Source organism: Nocardioides sp. Soil805 (genome assembly GCF_001429625.1).
Taxonomy (GTDB): Bacteria; Actinomycetota; Actinomycetes; order Propionibacteriales; family Nocardioidaceae; genus Nocardioides.
Genome location: NZ_LMSU01000005.1, coordinates 161,889 through 179,042, shown reverse-complemented (window position 1 = coordinate 179,042; position 17,154 = coordinate 161,889). Strand labels below are relative to the sequence as shown.

Sequence of the window (17,154 nt, the reverse complement as noted above, 5' to 3'; positions counted from 1 at the left end):
GGGTCAGACGCCTGCGTGCTCGCGTTCGGGTGCCTCGGCGGAGTCGACCAGGGAGGTCCGCTTCGCAGCGACCGCCCGTACGACGGCCAGGGTCAGCAGCGCGACGATCACGACGTACACGGTGATCGCGAAACCGGTGGCCCAGAGGGTGGACCAGTCGCCGTTGCTGACCTGGAGGGCCTGTCGGAGCTTGCCCTCGGACGTGGGGCCGAGGATCACGCCGATCACCGTCGGCACCACGGGGAGGCCGTAGCGCCGCATCAGGAAGCCCAGCAGGCCCAGCACGACCAGCACCAGGATGTCCGTGGGGTTCTGGTTGACGCTGAAGCTGCCGAGGATCGAGAAGAACAGGATCCCGCTGTAGAGGTAGGGACGCGGGAGCTTGAGCAGCCGGGCCCAGAGCGGGGCGAGCGGCAGGTTGAGCACCAGCAGCATCACGTTGCCGATCAGCAGGCTGGCCAGCAGCGCCCACACCACGTCCGGGGTGTTCTCGAACAGCTGCGGTCCGGGCTGGAGGTCGTAGCGCTGGAACGCCGACAGCATCACCGCCGCGGTGGCGGTGGTGGGGATGCCCAGCGCCAGCAGGGTCACCAGCGTGCCCGCGGCCGAGGCGTTGTTGGCCGCCTCGGGACCGGCCACGCCCTCGATGGCCCCGTGGCCGAACTCCTCGGGGTGGCGGGTCAGCTTCTTCTCCAGCGAGTAGGAGAGGAAGGTCGGCATCTCCGCGCCACCCGCCGGCAGGGCGCCGAACGGGAAGCCGAGGGCCGTGCCTCGCAGCCACGCGGGCCACGACCGGCGCCAGTCCGACCGGTTCATCCACGGCGTGCTGCTGGACATCACCTCGGCCGGGGCCTGACGCAGGTGCGCGGCGATCCACAGCGCCTCGCCGACCGCGAACAGCGCCACCGCGACGACGACGGTGTCGATGCCGGTCGACAGCGAGTCGACGCCGAACGTCAGTCGCTGCTGGCCGGTGAGCGCGTCGATCCCGATGAGGCCCAGGGTCAGGCCCAGGGCCAGGGCGGCGAGGCCGCGGACCGGGGATGAGCCCAGCACCGTGGAGACGGCCACGAAGGACAGCAGCGTGATCGCGAAGTAGTCCTGGGCCTTGAGGCTCACCGCGAAGCTCGCCATCGCCGGCGCGGTGAAGATGAGCAGGACGGTGGCGATGGTGCCGGCCACGAACGAGCCGATGGCCGCCGTCGCGAGCGCCTGGGCCCCCCGGCCCGCCCGGGCCATCTTGTTGCCCTCGATCGCGGTCATCACCGACGAGCTCTCGCCGGGGGCGTTGAGCAGGATCGACGTCGTCGACCCGCCGTACATGCCGCCGTAGTAGATGCCGGCGAAGAGGATCAGGGCGGGAGCCGGGTCCAGGGAGTAGGTCAGCGGCAGCAGCAGGGCCAGCGTCATCGCCGGCCCGATGCCGGGGAGGACCCCGACGAAGGTGCCGAGCATGACGCCGACGAGGGCCCAGAGGAGGTTCTCGGGCTGGGCGGCCGCGGCGAAGCCGTCGAGCAGCGCGGGGAGGGCATCCATCAGGCACCTGCCAGGGGGAGGTAGATGCCGAGTCCCTCGGTGAACACCAGGAACGCGACGAGGGGGACGACGATGCTCACCACGAGGTCGAGCACGATGCGGTGGGAGCCGAGCAGCCGGGTGGTGCCGAAGAACAGCAGGGCGCCGGCGGCCGGGAAGCCGATCAGGGGGATGAGCTGTCCCGAGCCGGCGACCAGGGCGGCCAGGCCGAGCAGCGTGCGCCACTCGGTCCCGTGGGTGAGATCGACGTCCTCGCCGGACTCCTGCTCCCCGCGACCGCCGCGGACGATGTCGAGGGCGAGCAGGACGGAGACGACCAGCAGGAAGCCCGCCACGAAGTAGGGCACCACGCGGGGGCTGAGCGTGCGCACCGTGCCGATCCCGTCGGTGATCTGCTGCGTCTCGACGAGGACGAGGACCCCGAGCCCGGCCAGCAGGCCGACCACTCCGAACTCGGAGAGGCCGGCCCGCCGGGAGGCGTGAGGACCCGACGCGTCGGGACCGGCAGCCGTGAGCTGCTCCATCAGACCAGGCCCAGCTCGTCGAGCAGGCCCTGGACCTGCTCGTCCTGCTCGCTCATGTAGTCGCCGAACTCGTCGCCGGTCAGCAGCGCGTCGGTCCAGCCGTTCTCCGCCATCGCGTCCTCCCACTCGGGGGTGTCGTGCAGCTCCTCGACCATGGAGACCAGACGGTCCTGCTCCGCGTCGTCGATGCCGGGAGGGGCGACGAGACCGCGCCAGTTGGTGAACTCCAGGTCGACGCCCTGCTCGGTGAGCGTGGGGGCGTCGAAGCCCTCCACGCGCTCGCCGCTGGTGACCCCGAGCACCCGGAGCTGGCCGGCCTGGATCTGGTCCTTGTACTCACCGAGCCCGGAGACCCCCAGCTCGACCTCGCCGCTGAGCAGGGCGGCGAGGAGCGGGCCGCCGCCGTCGTACACGACGTAGTTGACGTCGGTGGGGGTGACGCCCACGGCCTCCGCAGTCAGGTGCGCCGCGAGGTGGTCGGGGCCGCCCGGCGAGGAGCCGCCGCCGACCGGGAAGTCACCCGGGGACTCGGTCCAGTCCGCGACGAGGTCCTCCAGGGTCTTGTACGGCGAGTCCGCCGGCACCACGAGGATGTCCGGCTCGCTGATCAGCCGGGCGATGGGCGTGGTGTCGGCCAGCGTGCTGTCGGACTGGTTGGTGTAGACCGCGCCCACCACGCCAAGGCCCATGAGCATCAGCTCGCCGTCCTTGCCCTTCGAGCCGACCAGCTTGGCCAGCCCGGTGGTGCCGCCGGCGCCCTCGAGGTTGTAGACCTCGACGGTGTCGTTGATCTTGTCGTCCTCGACGATCTTGGCGGCCACCCGGGCCGTGGTGTCGTAGCCGCCCCCGGGGGAGTTGGGGACCATGATGCGCACCGCGGTGTCACCCTCGGAACCGCTGCACCCGGCCAGCGCCGTCACGGCCACCACGGCCGCTCCTGCAGCGACCAGCGTCTGGAACTTCCTCATCGCACGTTCTCCTCGCATCACCCCGGCGACCGGGGCTCGCCGCGCTCTGCGACGTCGACGCCAACAGTGGCGATCGTCACACCGGCTGTCTCCCTTGTGGTCGGAAGGTTCGTTTCGGTCTTTGTGGTCACGGTCACACCGTCGCCGTGGCCGACGCGACTGTTGCAGACTGCGCCCGTGCCGAGATTGTCCGTGTCGAGGTTGTCGCTGTCGCGCCAGCTGCTGCTGCTTCAGATGTGCATCGTCGTGTTCGTGGTGGCCGCCGTCGCCGGCGTCTCGGTGGTGCAGAGCAGCGCGACCTTCACGCGGGAGGAGGGTCGACGGATGCTGGGTGCGGCCGAGTCGCTGGCCACCGAGGGACTGCTGCGGCAGTCGACCGCCCTCACCCTGGACGGCGAGACCGCGGACGAGCGCGAGGTCCAGGCCCGTCTCCAGGAGCCCCTCGGGATCCGGCTGGAGGGCGCCCGGGTGTCGGCCGGCGCGACGTACGCCATCCTGCGCGGGGCCGACGGCGAGGTGCTCGGGGCCAGCCTGCCGACCGACGCCGAGGACCTGCACCTGGAGCCCTCCGTGGAGGGCGGGGCCAGCTGGTCGGGCACCGGTGACCGCTACGGTCGGCGCACCATCGAGGCGCAGGTGCCGGTCTTCGGCGACGGTGCCGAGGACCGTCCGGTCGAGCAGCTCGGGGTGATCGTGCTCGGCCGCACCTACCCGACCCGGCTCGAGATCCTGGGCTCGGCGGCACCGAGCGTCTTCGCCTACCTCGCCCTGGCCATGCTCATCGGCGCCGCGGGGTCGCTGCTGCTGTCGCGGCGGGTCAAGCGCCAGACGCTGGGGCTGGAGCCGAGCGAGATCGCCGGCCTGGTGGAGCAGCGCGAGGCCATGCTGCACGGCGTGCGGGAGGGCGTCCTGGGCGTCGACATGGGCGGCTGCGTCGCCTTCGTCAACGACGAGGCCCTGCACCTGCTCGGGCTCGAGCGGCCGGCTCCCGGCACCTCGGTGGAGGACCTGGGCCAGGAGGCGGAGGTGACGGCGATCCTGCGGGGCCGGCACCGGGAGCAGGACCTCGCCGTCGCCGTCGGCCCCCGGCTGCTCGTGCTCAACAACCAGCCGGTCACGGTCCGGGGTCGCCAGACGGGCTGGGTGACCTCGATGCGCGACCGCACCGAGCTGCTCGGGCTCCAGCACGAGCTGGCCGAGGAGCAGGCGGGCACCGACACGCTGCGCGCCCAGGTGCACGAGTTCCGCAACCGCATGCACGCCATCGGGGGGATGGCCGAGCTGGGCCAGACCGCCGAGCTGGGGGAGTTCGTCCGGGCGATCGTCGACAACCTCGACGCCCGCCTGGCCGAGGTGAGCGGCTCGATCGAGGACCCGGCGGTCGCCGCGCTGCTCGTCGCCAAGCTCAGCCGGGCCGACGAGCTCGGGGTCGAGCTCACGCTCGCCCAGGGGGCTCGGCTGCTCCACCACGACCCGGTGCTGTCGGCCGACCTGGTGACCGTCGTCGGCAACCTGGTCGACAACGCCCTGGAGGCGGTGGGGCGGGGCGGCGAGGTGGTGCTCGACGTCGACGACGACGGGGACCGGATCGAGATCGAGGTGCGCGACAGTGGCGCGGGCATCGCCGTCGACGACGTGGAGCGGGTCTTCGAGCCGGGCTTCACCACCAAGGTCGGCGAGGACGTGAAGGGACACGGCTTCGGCCTCGCCCTCACCCGGATGGCGTGTGCTCGCCACGGCGGGACGGTGACGGTCGCCCAGCGCGGCGGCGCGGTCCTGGGCGCCGAGCTGCTGGTGGGGGAGGCGTCCCGTGTCTGAGGCGGTGGGCTCCGTGCGGGTGCTGGTGGTGGACGACGACTTCATGGTGGCGCGCGTGCACCGCGAGGTCGTGCAGAGGATCCCCGGGTTCGAGGTGGTCGGCGAGGCCCGTACCGGTGCGGAGGCCCTCGAGCTGGTGGCCGGCCTGCGGCCCGACATCGTGCTGCTGGACGTCTACCTCCCCGACATCCCCGGCACCGAGGTGCTCCAGCGGATCCGGTCCGGCGACCACCCCGCCGACGTCGTGATGATCACCGCCGCGAGGGACGCGGCGACGGTGGCCCACGCCATGAGGTACGGAGCCGTGCACTACCTGGTGAAGCCGTTCGCCTCCGCGGACCTCGTCGAGCGGCTGCGGCAGGTGGCGGACGCCCGACGCCACCTCTCCCGGTCGTCGCCGGAGCCGTGGGGACAGGCCGACGTCGACCGGGTCTTCAGGCCGGTGAGCCCGGTGGCGCCGTCAACCCGGACCCTTCCAAAGGGGCTCTCGCAGGAGACGATGGAGCTCGTCGTCGCGGGCCTGCGCGGCCGGGCCGACCCGGAGGCGGCCACCGACGTGGGGGAGCGGATCGGTCTCTCGCGGGTGAGCACCCGGCGCTACCTCGAGCACCTCGTCGCGATGGGCTGGGTCGAGGTCTCGCTCAAGTACGGCTCGACCGGTCGTCCCGAGCGGCGCTACCGCTGGTCGCGCGACTGACCCCAGCGACCGTCGGCGTCGAGCGGGTGCACCTCGACCACCGCGGCGGGGTCGATGGGTCCGTAGACGTGCGGGTAGGTGTCCGCGCCCACCGGCTCGACGCGCACCTCGGCGCTGAGCCGGTCCGGGTCGACGACCAGCAGCACGAGCGGCTCCCCGGCGTCGCGGTAGTAGCGCTCGAAGACCGGGGCCACCTGCTCGGTGCGCGAGGCGTGGATGAAGCCCTCCTCGGCCAGGGTGCGACCGCGGGTGGAGGTCGTGTAGGCGCCGGAGCGCTGCGCCGCCTCCCAGTCCGCGACGGTGGCGATGTGGAAGATGGGCTGCATCATCGGGCGCGGGCCATCAGGGGGCATCAGAAGAGCCGGTGCTCGGAGTCGTCCATGCCGCGCAGCGCGTCGTAGTCCACGAGCGCGCACGCGATGCCGCGGTCGGTGGCCAGCACCCGGGCCTGCGGCTTGATCTCCTGGGCCGCGAAGATGCCGCGCACCGCGCCCTTGCGGGTCAGGGCCGGGTCGCGGTTGAGCAGGTCGAGGTAGCGGGTGAGCTGCTCGACGCCGTCGATCTCGCCGCGGCGCTTGATCTCCACCGCGACGCTCAGGCCGTCGGCGTCGCGGCACATCAGGTCGACGGGACCGATCGCGGTCATGAACTCGCGGCGGACCAGAGTGAGGCCCTCGGCCAGCGACGCCGGGTGCTCCGCGAGCAGCTCCTGGAGGTGCTTCTCCACCCCGTCCTTGCGCAGCCCGGGGTCGACGCCGAGGTCGTGGCTGGAGTCGGAGTGGACCTCCTCGATGAGGATCCGCAGGGTGTCGTCGGTCTTGGCCGCGGTCACCGTCCACTCCGGCTGCCCGTCCTCGGTGGCGCCCTCGCGGAAGGTGCACGGCGGCGACATCCAGTTGAGCGGCTTGTAGGACCCGCCGTCCGAGTGCACCAGCACCGACCCGTCGGCCTTGATCATCAGCACCCGGGTGGCCATCGGCAGGTGGGCGGTCAACCGCCCGGCGTAGTCGACCTGGCAGCGCGCAACGACGATCCTCACGGGCAGGGAATGTACCGGTGCCCCGGTCGCGGTGCCCGCCCCGGCCGACGTGCGAGCATGCGGTGCGTGACCACCACGCCCCCCACCACCGCCGACATCACCTCCGCCTACGACGTCGCCGACCTGCGCAGCGCCTTCCCCGGCCTGGACCCCGCGCTGGCCCGCTTCGACGGTCCCGGAGGGTCCCTGGTGCCCGCTGCGGTGGCCGACGCCGTGGCCGACATGCTGCGCGCGGGCGTGTGCCAGCGCGGCGGTCCGACCGCGGTCGGCCGGCTGGCCGACGAGACCGTCCTGGCCGCGCGGGCCGCCATCGCCCGCTTCGTCGGGCTCGCGGATCCCCGCGGAGTCGTGTTCGGCCGCTCGATGACCGCGGTCACCTTCGACATGGCGCGCACCCTCGCGCAGGACTGGGGCCCGGGTGACGAGGTGGTGGTGACCCGGCTCGACCACGACGCGAACATCCGACCCTGGGTCGTTGCGGCCGAGCGGGCCGGTGCCACGGTCCGGTGGCTCGGCTTCGACCCCGTCACCGCCGAGCTGGACGACGTCGCCCCGCTGCTCACCGAGCGCACCCGGCTGGTCGCGGTCACCGCCGCCTCCAACCTCTTCGGCACGCGTCCCGACGTGGCCGGCATCGCGAGGGCGGCGCACGAGGTCGGCGCCCTGGTGCACGTCGACGCGGTGCACCTCGCCGCCCACGTGCCGGTCGACCTGGAGGCGCTGGGCGCAGACCTGCTGGCGTGCTCGCCGTACAAGTTCTTCGGGCCGCACCTCGGGGCGCTCGCCGCCGACCCGGCGCTCCTGGAGCGGCTGCGACCCGACAAGCTGCTGCCCTCCAGCGACGCGGTGCCGGAGCGCTTCGAGCTCGGCACCCTGCCCTACGAGCTGCTGGCGGGCGTCACCGCTGCGGTGGAGTTCGCCGAGTCCTGGTCGATGGCGGCGGTGGAGGAGCACGAGCGGACGCTGCTGACCAGGCTGCTCGACGGCCTGGGCGCGATCGAGGCCGTCACCGTCCACGGCCGTCCCGCGCGCCGTACGCCGACCGTGCTGGTGGGCGTCGACGGCCTCGCGCCCGCCGAGGTGAGTCGGCGGCTGGCCGAGCGGGGCGTCGCGGCCCCCGCGGGCAGCTTCTACGCGCTGGAGGCATCCCGGCACGCCGGGCTGGGGGACGAGGGGGGCGTGCGCATCGGGCTGGCCGCCTACACGACCGCCGGCGAGGTCGACCTCCTGCTCGAGGCGATCGAGGCCGTCGCGGGGGAGTGACGTACGTCTCAGCCCGAGTGCTGAGCAAGGGGTTACCGGCGGGTTCTCCGGGCACCCGCTCGTGTCATCATGCGGGGCATGACGACTGCATCGACCGAGCGCGCACCCCGCACCTTCAGCACGATCGGGGTCATCGGCCTCGGCACGATGGGTGCCGGCATCGCGGAGGTCTTCGCCCGCAACGGCTACACCGTCATCGGCGTCGAGCTGACGGAGGAGGCGGTCGAGCGCGGGCGCGAGCACCTCGCGCACTCGACCGGTCGCGCGGTCTCGCGCGGCAAGATCAGCGAGGAGCAGCAGGCCGAGATCCTGGGCCACATCAGCTTCGCCACCGACCTGTCCGCCCTCGCGGACGCCGACTTCGTCGTCGAGGCCGTCGTGGAGTCCCTGGAGATCAAGAAGGGGCTCTTCCGCAGCCTCGACGACATCGTGCGCCCGGACGCGATCCTGGCCACCAACACCTCGTCCCTGCCGGTCACCGAGATCTCGACGGCCAACAGCCGCCCGGGCCGCGTCGTGGGCCTGCACTTCTTCAACCCCGCCCCCGTGCAGAACCTCGTCGAGATCGTGCGCACCGTGGTCACCGAGCCCGCGGTCCTGGCCGACGTCGAGGCGCTGGTGGGCCGGCTGGGCAAGAACCCGGTCGTCTGCGGCGACAAGGCCGGCTTCATCGCCAACACCCTGCTCTTCGGCTACCTCAACCACGCGGTCTCGATGTACGAGGGCAGGTACGCGACCCGTGAGGACATCGACGCCGCGATGCGCTTCGGGTGCGGCTACCCGATGGGCCCGCTGGCCCTGCTCGACCTCATCGGCCTCGACACGGCGTACGAGATCCTCGAGACGATGTACCGCCAGGGCCGCGACCGGCTGCACGCACCGGCCCCGATCCTCAAGCAGATGGTCACCGCCGGCCTGCTGGGCCGCAAGACCGGCCGCGGCTTCTACACCTACGAGCGGGCCGACAGCCCGGTCGTGGTCGCCGACGACAAGACCCCGTCCACCGACGACCTCCCCGAGCTGCGGCACGACATCCGCACCGTCGGCGTCGTCGGGACCGGCACCATGGCCGCGGGCATCGTCGAGGTCTTCGCCAAGAGCGGGTACGACGTGCTGTACGTCGGCCGCTCCCAGGACCGGGTCGACGGGGTGCTGGCGGCGATCACCCGCAACTTCGACAAGCAGATCCAGCGCGGCCGGGCCACGGAGGAGCAGAAGACCGAGGTGCTGGGCCGGCTCACCGGGACGACGTCGCTCGACGACCTCGCGCGCGTGGAGATCGTGGTGGAGGCCATCGCCGAGGACCTGACCATCAAGACCACCCTCTTCGAGAACCTCGACGAGATCTGCAAGCCCGGCACCATCCTGGCGACCACCACCTCCAGCCTGCCGATCATCTCCCTGGCCAGCGCCACCTCCCGGCCGCAGGACGTCATCGGGATGCACTTCTTCAACCCCGCGCCGGTGATGAAGCTGGTCGAGGTCGTCTCCACGGTCGCGACCGGCGACGACGTGGCGGAGACCGTGCGCGCGCTGTGCGCGAAGGTCGGCAAGGTCGCCGTGTCGTGCGGGGACCGCGCCGGGTTCATCGTCAACGCGCTGCTCTTCCCCTACCTCAACGACGCGGTCAAGATGCTCGAGGCCCACTACGCCACGGCCGACGACATCGACACCGCGATGAAGCAGGGCTGTGCGCTCCCGATGGGGCCCTTCGAGCTGCTCGACGTGGTCGGCAACGACGTGTCGCTGGCCATCCAGCGCGAGCTCTACCTGGAGTTCCGCGAGCCCGGCTTCGCGCCGGCGCCGCTGCTGGAGCACCTCGTGACCGCGGGCTACCTCGGGCGCAAGACTCAGCGCGGGTTCCGCGACTACAGCGCGCGCTGAGGGCTCAGCCCTGGTCGGCCACCAGGGCGGCGAGCCGGGCCCGGCTGCTGATGTCGAGCTTGCGGTAGATGTGCGTCAGGTGCGCGTCGACGGTGCGCGGTGAGATGAACAGCTCCTCGGCGATCTGACGGCTGGTGAGGCCGGTGGCCACCCGCGCGGCGACGTGCCGCTCGGCGGTGGTGAGCTGGTCGAGGACGCCCCCCGAGCCGGGGGAGGTGGCGCCGGTGAAGAGCGCGACCGCGGCCTCGACGGCGACCGGCGTGATCTCGTCGTCGACGACCCAGCCGTCGGGGACGCCGCGGCCGGCGGCGGCGGGGGTGTCGGCGGCGTACCCCCAGGCCACGACCCCGCGGGCGGTGCGCAGCGCCGAGGCGGTGGCGGCGAGCGTGCGGGCATCGCGGAGCCCACGCCGCTGCCCGAGGTGGGCGAGGGCATCGAGGGCGTCCGCCGCACGCAGAGCCATCGGCATGACGGAGGCCCGGTCGAGCGCGGCCAGGAACGTGCTGGCCGCCTGCCCCTCGTCGCCCGCGGCGAGCAGGGCGCGGCCCAGCAGGAGGCGCGCCTCCACGCCGTCGCGGCCGAGTCCCGTGCTGTCCGCGAGCACGACGACGTCGGCGGCCAGCCCCGCCGCGCGGGGGACGTCGCCGGCACGCAGCAGGTCGCGGGCGTCCTGCGCCAGCACGGGGATGCGCACCGCCCAGGGCAGGTCGTCGCGGTCGACCGCGATCGGCTCGTACGACTGGTCGAGGTGACGCAGCAGGACCTCGGCCAGCAGGGCCACCCGGTCCTCCGCCACGGCGCGGGCGTCGTTGACGACGGCACGCGCGCCCGAGGCCGCCTCGATGGTGCGGCCCTGCTCCAGGGCGACCCGGGCCATCAGGGTGCGGGCCGACAGGACGGTCCAGCGCTCCGCGGCGGTCGCCGGGCCCTCCAGGATCGCGCGGGTGGTCGTCATCGCCGCCCGGCAGTCGCCACGCGACACGTGCACGTCGGCCAGGGTCCGCAGCACCTGGCGGCGGATCTCGCCGCCGGCCGCGCCGAGGTCGAGGGCCCGCTGCGCCTCGGCCTGCGCCTGCACGAGCGCCCCGGAGTCGAGGTGCATCTCGGCCCGGATGGAGGCGTTCTTGGCCAGCTCGCCCGCGGGGTCCGGCGCGCTGTGCGCGTGCGCGTCGGCGCGCTCGAGCAGCCACATCCCCTCGTAGGTGCCGCGGACCTCGGAAGCGGCGATGCCGGCCCGACGGGCGACCTGGGCGCCGATCTCGGCCGGTCCGTCCCCGCTCACCAGGGCGGCCTCCAGGATCTCCACCGCCTCGCGGGCCTTCATCGAGGTGTAGAGCGAGGAGAAGATGCGGTTGGCGATCGCGTAGCCCAACGGCCGCGTGCCCACGTCGGCGCACGCGGCGGCGACGGTGCTGCGCATCACCGGCAGGTCCGCCAGCCACGAGGCGTCGGCGGCCCCGGCGTTGAGGTCCTCCGGAGCCACCCGGTCCGCCCAGCGCAGCAGGGCGAGGTGCGTCTGCTCGCGGTCGTCGGTCGAGGCGGTGAGGAGGGCGCCGTGACGCCGGATCGGGGCCAGCATGTCGAAGCGGCCGTCGGGCAGGACCTCGACCAGGCTGCGTCGCACCAGGGCGGACACGATCGTGGCCGCCTCGTCGCGCTCGGCCCCGGTCACCTCGGCCAGCACCTCGAGGGAGACGGGGGAGCCGAGGTGGGCCAGGCGCCGGAAGCACCGCTGCTGGTGCTCGTCGAGCAGCTCGTAGGAGGCGTGGACGGCCTCCGACAGCGAGGCGGTCGGCACCACGTTGGTGACGCCGACGAGCGCGATCTGCGCGGCGATCTGCTCGATGAGGAGCGGGAGGCCGCCCGTGGCGTGCAGGAGGCGGCGTACGTCGTCCCCGTGCGCCGCCAGGTCGACGGGGTGCCCGCCGGCCGCCTCCACCCGGCGCAGGAACAGCTCGACGGCGGGGCCGGACAGCGGCTCGTGCGGGCGAGGGACGGCGAGGGGGCCCACCCGCACGACCCGTTCGGCCGGCTGACCGGCCATGGTCACCGACGTGAGCGCGAGGCGGGCGTCGGTGGTGGAGGACACGACGTGCTGGAAGGTCGGACCCAGCAGCGTGGGGTCGAGGTCCAGGCCGTCGACGACGAGCAGCTGGTCGAGGCCGTCCACGGCCCGGCACAGGGCACCCTGTGCCGAGTCCCCGGGCGTGGGCTGGGCGTCGAGGGCGTCGAGGCACGCGGTGAGGACCTCCTCGGGACGCCGGATGCCCCGGGCGTTGACCCACGTGCTGGCCGACCGCGCGGCCGCGTGGCGGGCCAGCAGGGTCTTGCCGCTGCCGGGCGGACCGACGAGGGTCACCCAGCGCGACGTCGCCAGTGCGGACGCGAGGTGCTGCTGCGTCTGTTCGCGACCGAGGCAGGGGGTGAGCACCCTTGAGAATCTAGCGGTCCGGCGCCCGCATTACGTAGGACTACGGATGCCAAGACGCCCTTGACCACGAGAGGCTCGTCACGACAGACGGCGTGTGGACTCCACAGGGGAGAGCCCACCCGCACGTCGCGGCAGCGGGTCGCGGACCTCGGGGGAGGTCGGCGGCCCGCTGCGACTCTCCCCGGCGGCCGCTGCCCTCAGTCGAGGCAGAACTCGTTGCCCTCCGGGTCGGTCATCACGATGTGCCCGGCGTTCATGCCGCCGTCCGGCTCGACGCGTCGCTGCCGGGTGGCTCCCAGCCCGACCAGGCGCTCGCACTCCGCCTCGAGGGCCGCCATCCGCTCGTCGCCGGTCAGGCCGGGAGCGGCGCGGACGTCGAGGTGCACCCGGTTCTTGGCCGTCTTGGGCTCGGGCACCTGCTGGAGGAAGAGCCGCGGGCCTGCGCCGGTCGGGTCGACGAGGGCGAAGGCGGAGTTGTGCAGCTCCTCGGGGACCCCGGCCGAGCGCAGGAAGTCCATCCAGGCCGCCACCGTCTCCTCGGGGCCGCCGATCTCGCCGCCGGGCGGGGGATCGACCGCGTAGTCGAGGGCGGCGCACCAGAAGAGGCCGAGGGAGCGCGGGTCGTGGGCGTCGTACGTCACCTGGATCGTTCGGCTCATGGGGTCAGTCTGCCCGGAGTCGCGGACAGGGACTGTCCGCTTCCTCTGCCACCATGCAGGCATGGGCGACACCACCGAGCGCACGTTGCGACTCCTCGGCCTGCTGCAGCAACGACCCGTGTGGTCCGGGCCCGAGCTGGCCGCGCGCCTCGGGGTGACCACCCGCAGCATCCGCCGCGACGTCGAGCGGCTCCGCGCGCTGGGCTACCCGGTGCACGCCGCGCAGGGGGTCGGGGGCGGCTACCAGCTGGGCCGCGGACGCGAGCTGCCGCCGCTGCTCCTCGACGACGCCGAGGCGGTGGCCATCGCCGTCTCGCTCCGGCTTGCGGCCGGGGGCACCGTGAGCGGGGCCAGCGAGGCGGCGCTGAGCACGCTGGCCAAGCTCGACCAGGTGATGCCGCCGCGGCTGCGCTCGGAGGTCAAGGCCATCCACGAGGCGACGGTCACCCTCACCTCGGCGAAGGACGTCGTCGACGGCGACGTGCTCCTGACGCTGGCGCGGGCCTGCCGCGACCTGGTGCGGGTCCGCTTCGGGTACGACGCCCGCGACGGCGCCGCGACCGAGCGTCGGGTCGAGCCGGTGCGGCTGGTGGCGACGGGCCGCCGGTGGTACCTCATGGCGTGGGACGTCGACCGCGAGGACTGGCGCACCTTCCGGCTGGACCGGATGCGCGAGGTCGTGCCCTCCACGTGGCGCTTCACCGCCCGCGAGCACCCCGACCCGGCGGAGTACGTCCGACGCTCGGTGAGCCACTCGCCCTTCAGCCACCACGCGCGGGTGCGTGTGCACGCGTCCCTGGCCGAGGTGGCCGAGCGGACGGACGCGCGGTGGGCGACCCTCACCGTGATCGACGAGGAGACGACGCTGCTCGAGTCGAGTGCGGACGCGCTCGAGTGGCTGGCCTTCCACATCGCGTGGCTGGGCTTCGAGTGCGAGATCCTGGACCCGCCCGAGCTGCGGGCGGCCGCGACCGGCCTGGCCGACCGGCTTCAGCGCTCGGCGGCCAGCGGGTAGCCGCGGCGCACGGTCCGGTCCAGGATGCCGAGCGTCGCCTTGAGGCTGGCCTCGGAGATGACCGGGAAGATCCCGGAGTCGCGCCACTCGGGGGCGATGTCGGACCAGTCGTAGTACGACGTGACGAGGCTGCCGCCGTCGTCCGAGGGAGCCAGGCGGTAGCCGTACACGTGCCCGATCTGCGGGCGGACCCGCCCGAGCACCGTCCACGCGATCTCCCGGTCGCGCTCGAGCGTCGTGATGGTGACCGTGACGTCGTACCGGCCCAGGTCGAGGTCGCCGAGGGACTCGCGGTCCATGTGCACGACGAAACTCTGCCCGACCGCGGTGACGCGGTCGCCCTCGGCGTCCTGGAGCATCCCGGACGCGTCGATGGCGACGTGGCCCTGGGGGTCGCAGAGCAGGGCGAAGACCTCGGACGGCGGGGTGCTCACCGCGCGGGTGACCTCGATGCGCTCGGCGGCTGTCATGGGTGGAGTCTGTCAGCCGCGAGCGCCCGGGGCGGGCGTGGATCCGGGACGTACGCTGGGCGCCATGATGGGCATGGTCCTACTGCTGGTGGTCCTCGGTGGCCTGGTGGCTCTCGCCGTGTCGGCCGGTCGGACCAGCAAGCGCCGCGAGGTCTCCCAGCGCCAGGCCGAGCTCGAGCCGGTCAAGCGCCTCGCCGAGGAGGACGTCACGGCCCTCGGCGTGGAGCTGCAGGACCTCGACCTGGAGCTCGCCGGCACCCCGCTCGGGGCGGGCGAGAACGCCGACTACCAGCGGGCCCTCGACGCCTACGAGTCGGCCAAGGTGGCGGCCGCCGCCATGTCGCGACCCGACGACGTCCGCCACGTCACCGAGATCCTCGAGGACGGGCGCTACGCCATGGCGTGCGTCCGCGCACGGGTGGACGGTCGGCCGCTGCCGACGCGACGCCCGCCGTGCTTCTTCGACCCACGGCACGGGATGTCGGTGGCCGACGTGCCCTGGACGCCGCCGGGCGGCGCGCGCCGCGACGTGCCCGCGTGCCAGCTCGACCTCGAGCGGGTCACGGTCGGCGCCGAGCCCGACATCCGCAAGGTGATGGTCGGCTCCCGGCGGGTGCCCTACTGGCAGGGAGGCCGGGCCTACCAGCCCTACGCCCAGGGCTACTTCGGCAACTTCGGGCCGATGGAGTGGATGTTCATGGGCATGCTCTTCAGCGGGGGCTTCGACGGCCTCGGCGAGGGCATCGGGGCGATCGGCGAGGGCCTCGGCGACATGTTCGGCGGCCTCGGCGACGGCATCGGCAACCTGTTCGACGGGTTCGACGGCTTCGACTTCTAGGTCGCCCCGACCCACGGGAGCTCGCCGCCGGCGAGCTCGACCAGGCGCCGGGCGACCGCCTCGAGGTCGGCCCTCGACTGCGCGCGCGGCCTGCTCGGCAGCAGGTCGTCCCACAGCGGCGTGAACGCTCCTCGCAGCTGCTCGACCCCGGTCGGTCGGGCCAGCGTCCACCAGTGCAGGTGCTCCTGCCCGTCGCCCCAGCGCAGGGCCTGCATCCGCGGCACGTCGAGGACGTCGGTGACGGCGCGCTCGAGCAGCACCAGCAGCTCGCCCATCCGCGCGGCCTCGCGCGGCTCCAGGTCGGACAGGTCCGCGTGGCGCCGGGGCATCAGGAAGGCCACGAACGGGAGCGCGACGTCGTCGCGCGGCTGGCCAAGCATCGCGAGCTCGTCGCGCCAGACCACGTAGTCCCCGCCGTCGCCGGCGGCCGCCGCGCAGATGAAGCAGTCGCCGCCGGTGCCACCGCGCGCTCGCTCCTCGGTGGGCGGCTCCAGCTCGCGCTGGACGAGCTCGCCGTCGAAGGGCCACGTCGGCCAGTCGTGCCACGGTGGCGATCGGTAGCCGGTGGCCGCGATGCGGGCCCGGGTGTCGTCGTACCACTCACGCGCGGACTGCGCTCCCGACGAGGTCATGCGCCGATGCTGCCAGAGCGTGCTGGCAGACTGGGCCGGTGAGCGACTCGCACCTGCACGTGACCCGGCTCGGCGACACGGGTCCGGTCGTCGCCTTCTGCCACGGCCTCTTCGGCCAGGGCAAGAACTGGACGCAGGTCGCCAAGGACCTCAGCCGGGACCACCGCGTGCTCCTGGTGGACATGCCCAACCACGGGCGCTCGCCGTGGACCGAGACGTTCGACTACCTCGAGCTGGCCGACCTGGTCGCCGAGGCGATCCGTGACGAGGGCCCGCTCGCACTGGTCGGGCACTCGATGGGCGGCAAGGTCGCTATGGTGCTCGCGCTGCGGCTCCCCGAGCTCGTCGACCGCCTGGTGGTCGTCGACGTGTCGCCGACGGCGTACTCCTCGGGGCGTGAGTTCGTCGGCTACATCGAGACGATGCGGGCCCTGGACCTGTCGGCCGTGGAGCGCCGCGACCAGGCGGACGAGGCGCTGCGGGAGGCGGTGCCCAACCCGACCGTCCGCAGCTTCCTGCTGCAGAACCTCCGGCGCGAGGGCGACGGCTGGCTCTGGCAGGTCAACCTCGACCTGCTGGGCGAGGAGATGGACGCGCTGGTCGGGTGGCCGGACGAGGCGCTCGGGGACGCGTCGTACGACGGTCCGGTGCTGTGGGTGGGCGGGGCGCTGTCCGACTACGTCAGCGACGAGCACGCCCCGGAGATGGACCGCCGCTTCCCACGCAACCGGCGGGTGATGGTCAAGGACGCCGGGCACTGGGTGCACTCCCAGCAGCCGGCCGTGCTCATCGAGGTGCTGCGCCGCTTCCTGGGCTGAGCGCCGCAGGGGGGAGGCTCAGGCCTTCTGGCGGGCCCGGTACGCCGCCACGGCCTCGCGGTTGCCGCACGTGGTGGAGCAGTAGCGGCGGGAGCGGTTGCGGGACAGGTCGAGCACCAGTCCCTCGCAGTCGTCGGCCGCGCACACCCCCAACCGCCCCATCTCGTCGGCTCGGACCACGTCGACCATGGCCATCGCGGTCTCCACGAGGATGCGGTCGGCCAACGGCGCCGCGTCGTCGACGGCGTGGATGTGCCAGTCGAGCGCGTCGTGGCGCACGAGGCGGGGGACCGCACGGGCGTCGGCGAGGATCTCGTTGACCTGTCCGACCGCGGCGTCCCGCTCGGCGAGGAGCAGCGTCCGCAGCCGCGGGCGGATGGCGCGGACGGCGTCGAGCTCGGCACCGTCGCGGCGGTGCCCGCCGGAGTAGCCCTGCCCCTCGTAGAAGGCGGTGAGGGCATCGACCGTGGTGAGGGTGTCCGGGTCCAGGGCGCTGTTGGCGAGCACCACAGCGGCCTCGAGCGACTGCGCCGTGTCAGGGGCGAAAACCATGTTGACACCT

The 17,154-nt window shown here is 73.1% G+C and carries 17 protein-coding genes; 7 read left to right on the top strand and 10 right to left on the bottom strand.

Features of this window, described 5'->3' with window-relative positions; translation table 11 throughout:
* Positions 1-3: 3 nt before the first annotated feature.
* From ASG94_RS19525 to ASG94_RS19515, 3 genes are read right to left on the bottom strand one after another with little or no spacing between them, the layout of a single operon-like run.
* On the bottom strand, positions 4-1,536 hold the full coding sequence (locus ASG94_RS19525; RefSeq protein ID WP_056928151.1) for a tripartite tricarboxylate transporter permease: 1,533 nt from the start codon (positions 1,534-1,536) through the stop codon (positions 4-6).
* Positions 1,536-2,060, bottom strand: a complete 525-nt coding sequence (locus tag ASG94_RS19520; protein ID WP_056928150.1) for a tripartite tricarboxylate transporter TctB family protein — start codon at positions 2,058-2,060, stop codon at positions 1,536-1,538. The genes ASG94_RS19525 and ASG94_RS19520 overlap by 1 nt, the downstream gene beginning before the upstream one ends.
* Complete coding sequence (locus ASG94_RS19515) at positions 2,060-3,028, bottom strand: Bug family tripartite tricarboxylate transporter substrate binding protein (RefSeq protein WP_056928149.1); 969 nt, start codon at positions 3,026-3,028, stop codon at positions 2,060-2,062. Before ASG94_RS19515 ends, ASG94_RS19520 begins: the two co-directional genes overlap by 1 nt.
* Before the next feature lie 177 nt (positions 3,029-3,205).
* On the opposite strand from ASG94_RS19515, the gene ASG94_RS19510 reads away from it, so the two are divergent.
* Entirely contained in the window at positions 3,206-4,846 is a 1,641-nt protein-coding gene (locus tag ASG94_RS19510) for a sensor histidine kinase (RefSeq protein WP_156411719.1), read from the top strand.
* Positions 4,839-5,543, top strand: a complete 705-nt coding sequence (locus ASG94_RS19505; RefSeq protein WP_235537338.1) for a response regulator — start codon at positions 4,839-4,841, stop codon at positions 5,541-5,543. Before ASG94_RS19510 ends, ASG94_RS19505 begins: the two co-directional genes overlap by 8 nt.
* On the opposite strand, the gene ASG94_RS19500 is transcribed toward ASG94_RS19505, so the two are convergent.
* A complete protein-coding gene (locus tag ASG94_RS19500) occupies positions 5,522-5,872 on the bottom strand; it encodes a DUF952 domain-containing protein (RefSeq protein WP_056928147.1) in 351 nt (116 codons plus the stop codon). The two genes, ASG94_RS19505 and ASG94_RS19500, sit on opposite strands and share 22 nt — an antisense overlap.
* Positions 5,873-5,895: 23 nt before the next feature.
* Positions 5,896-6,582, bottom strand: coding sequence for an endonuclease NucS (gene nucS / locus ASG94_RS19495; protein WP_056928146.1), 687 nt, complete (start codon positions 6,580-6,582; stop codon positions 5,896-5,898).
* 66 nt (positions 6,583-6,648) lie between these two features.
* Between nucS and ASG94_RS19490 the strand changes: the two genes are divergently transcribed.
* Together ASG94_RS19490 and ASG94_RS19485 are read left to right on the top strand one after the other, a co-directional pair.
* Positions 6,649-7,845: a cysteine desulfurase-like protein gene (locus ASG94_RS19490; RefSeq protein ID WP_235537337.1), complete on the top strand. Its 1,197-nt coding sequence runs from the start codon at positions 6,649-6,651 to the stop codon at positions 7,843-7,845.
* Between the two features lie 78 nt (positions 7,846-7,923).
* Entirely contained in the window at positions 7,924-9,729 is a 1,806-nt protein-coding gene (locus tag ASG94_RS19485) for a 3-hydroxyacyl-CoA dehydrogenase family protein (RefSeq protein ID WP_235537336.1), read from the top strand.
* A 4-nt stretch (positions 9,730-9,733) separates the two neighbouring features.
* Here ASG94_RS19485 and ASG94_RS19480 read toward each other — a convergent pair whose 3' ends face one another.
* Positions 9,734-12,160 carry a helix-turn-helix domain-containing protein gene (locus ASG94_RS19480; protein WP_056928143.1) on the bottom strand — a complete coding sequence of 809 codons (2,427 nt, stop codon included), beginning with the start codon at positions 12,158-12,160 and terminating at the stop codon, positions 9,734-9,736.
* A 197-nt stretch (positions 12,161-12,357) separates the two neighbouring features.
* The gene (locus ASG94_RS19475; RefSeq protein WP_056928142.1) at positions 12,358-12,819 is read right to left on the bottom strand and encodes a VOC family protein; all 462 of its coding nucleotides are present in this window, start codon (positions 12,817-12,819) and stop codon (positions 12,358-12,360) included.
* A 61-nt stretch (positions 12,820-12,880) separates the two neighbouring features.
* Between ASG94_RS19475 and ASG94_RS19470 the strand changes: the two genes are divergently transcribed.
* Positions 12,881-13,834, top strand: a complete 954-nt coding sequence (locus ASG94_RS19470; protein WP_056928141.1) for a helix-turn-helix transcriptional regulator — start codon at positions 12,881-12,883, stop codon at positions 13,832-13,834.
* Here the strand turns inward: ASG94_RS19470 and ASG94_RS19465 are convergent.
* Positions 13,810-14,304 (bottom strand): SRPBCC family protein, encoded by a 495-nt coding sequence (locus tag ASG94_RS19465; protein ID WP_056928140.1) that lies wholly within the window; start codon positions 14,302-14,304, stop codon positions 13,810-13,812. The genes ASG94_RS19470 and ASG94_RS19465 overlap by 25 nt on opposite strands.
* A gap of 64 nt (positions 14,305-14,368) precedes the next feature.
* Between ASG94_RS19465 and ASG94_RS19460 the strand changes: the two genes are divergently transcribed.
* Positions 14,369-15,142: a hypothetical protein gene (locus tag ASG94_RS19460; protein ID WP_056928139.1), complete on the top strand. Its 774-nt coding sequence runs from the start codon at positions 14,369-14,371 to the stop codon at positions 15,140-15,142.
* Here the strand turns inward: ASG94_RS19460 and ASG94_RS19455 are convergent.
* Positions 15,139-15,774, bottom strand: a complete 636-nt coding sequence (locus ASG94_RS19455; protein ID WP_056928138.1) for an HIT family protein — start codon at positions 15,772-15,774, stop codon at positions 15,139-15,141. The two genes, ASG94_RS19460 and ASG94_RS19455, sit on opposite strands and share 4 nt — an antisense overlap.
* Before the next feature lie 38 nt (positions 15,775-15,812).
* Between ASG94_RS19455 and ASG94_RS19450 the strand changes: the two genes are divergently transcribed.
* Entirely contained in the window at positions 15,813-16,592 is a 780-nt protein-coding gene (locus ASG94_RS19450) for an alpha/beta fold hydrolase (protein ID WP_056928137.1), read from the top strand.
* A gap of 18 nt (positions 16,593-16,610) precedes the next feature.
* Here ASG94_RS19450 and ASG94_RS19445 read toward each other — a convergent pair whose 3' ends face one another.
* Complete coding sequence (locus ASG94_RS19445) at positions 16,611-17,144, bottom strand: CGNR zinc finger domain-containing protein (RefSeq protein ID WP_056928136.1); 534 nt, start codon at positions 17,142-17,144, stop codon at positions 16,611-16,613.
* Between the last annotated feature and the right edge of the window lie 10 nt (positions 17,145-17,154).

Bases quoted from the DNA above. Each gene is read 5' to 3' on its own strand.
- ASG94_RS19515 (WP_056928149.1), bottom strand. From the start codon at position 3,028: ATGAGGAAGTTCCAGACGCTGGTCGCTGCAGGAGCGGCCGTGGTGGCC.
- ASG94_RS19475 (WP_056928142.1), bottom strand. From the start codon at position 12,819: ATGAGCCGAACGATCCAGGTGACGTACGACGCCCACGACCCGCGCTCC.
- ASG94_RS19525 (WP_056928151.1), bottom strand. From the start codon at position 1,536: ATGGATGCCCTCCCCGCGCTGCTCGACGGCTTCGCCGCGGCCGCCCAG.
- ASG94_RS19470 (WP_056928141.1), top strand. From the start codon at position 12,881: ATGGGCGACACCACCGAGCGCACGTTGCGACTCCTCGGCCTGCTGCAG.
- ASG94_RS19460 (WP_056928139.1), top strand. From the start codon at position 14,369: ATGATGGGCATGGTCCTACTGCTGGTGGTCCTCGGTGGCCTGGTGGCT.
- ASG94_RS19455 (WP_056928138.1), bottom strand. From the start codon at position 15,774: ATGACCTCGTCGGGAGCGCAGTCCGCGCGTGAGTGGTACGACGACACC.
- ASG94_RS19500 (WP_056928147.1), bottom strand. From the start codon at position 5,872: ATGATGCAGCCCATCTTCCACATCGCCACCGTCGCGGACTGGGAGGCG.
- ASG94_RS19465 (WP_056928140.1), bottom strand. From the start codon at position 14,304: ATGACAGCCGCCGAGCGCATCGAGGTCACCCGCGCGGTGAGCACCCCG.
- ASG94_RS19445 (WP_056928136.1), bottom strand. From the start codon at position 17,144: ATGGTTTTCGCCCCTGACACGGCGCAGTCGCTCGAGGCCGCTGTGGTG.
- ASG94_RS19520 (WP_056928150.1), bottom strand. From the start codon at position 2,060: ATGGAGCAGCTCACGGCTGCCGGTCCCGACGCGTCGGGTCCTCACGCC.
- ASG94_RS19485 (WP_235537336.1), top strand. From the start codon at position 7,924: ATGACGACTGCATCGACCGAGCGCGCACCCCGCACCTTCAGCACGATC.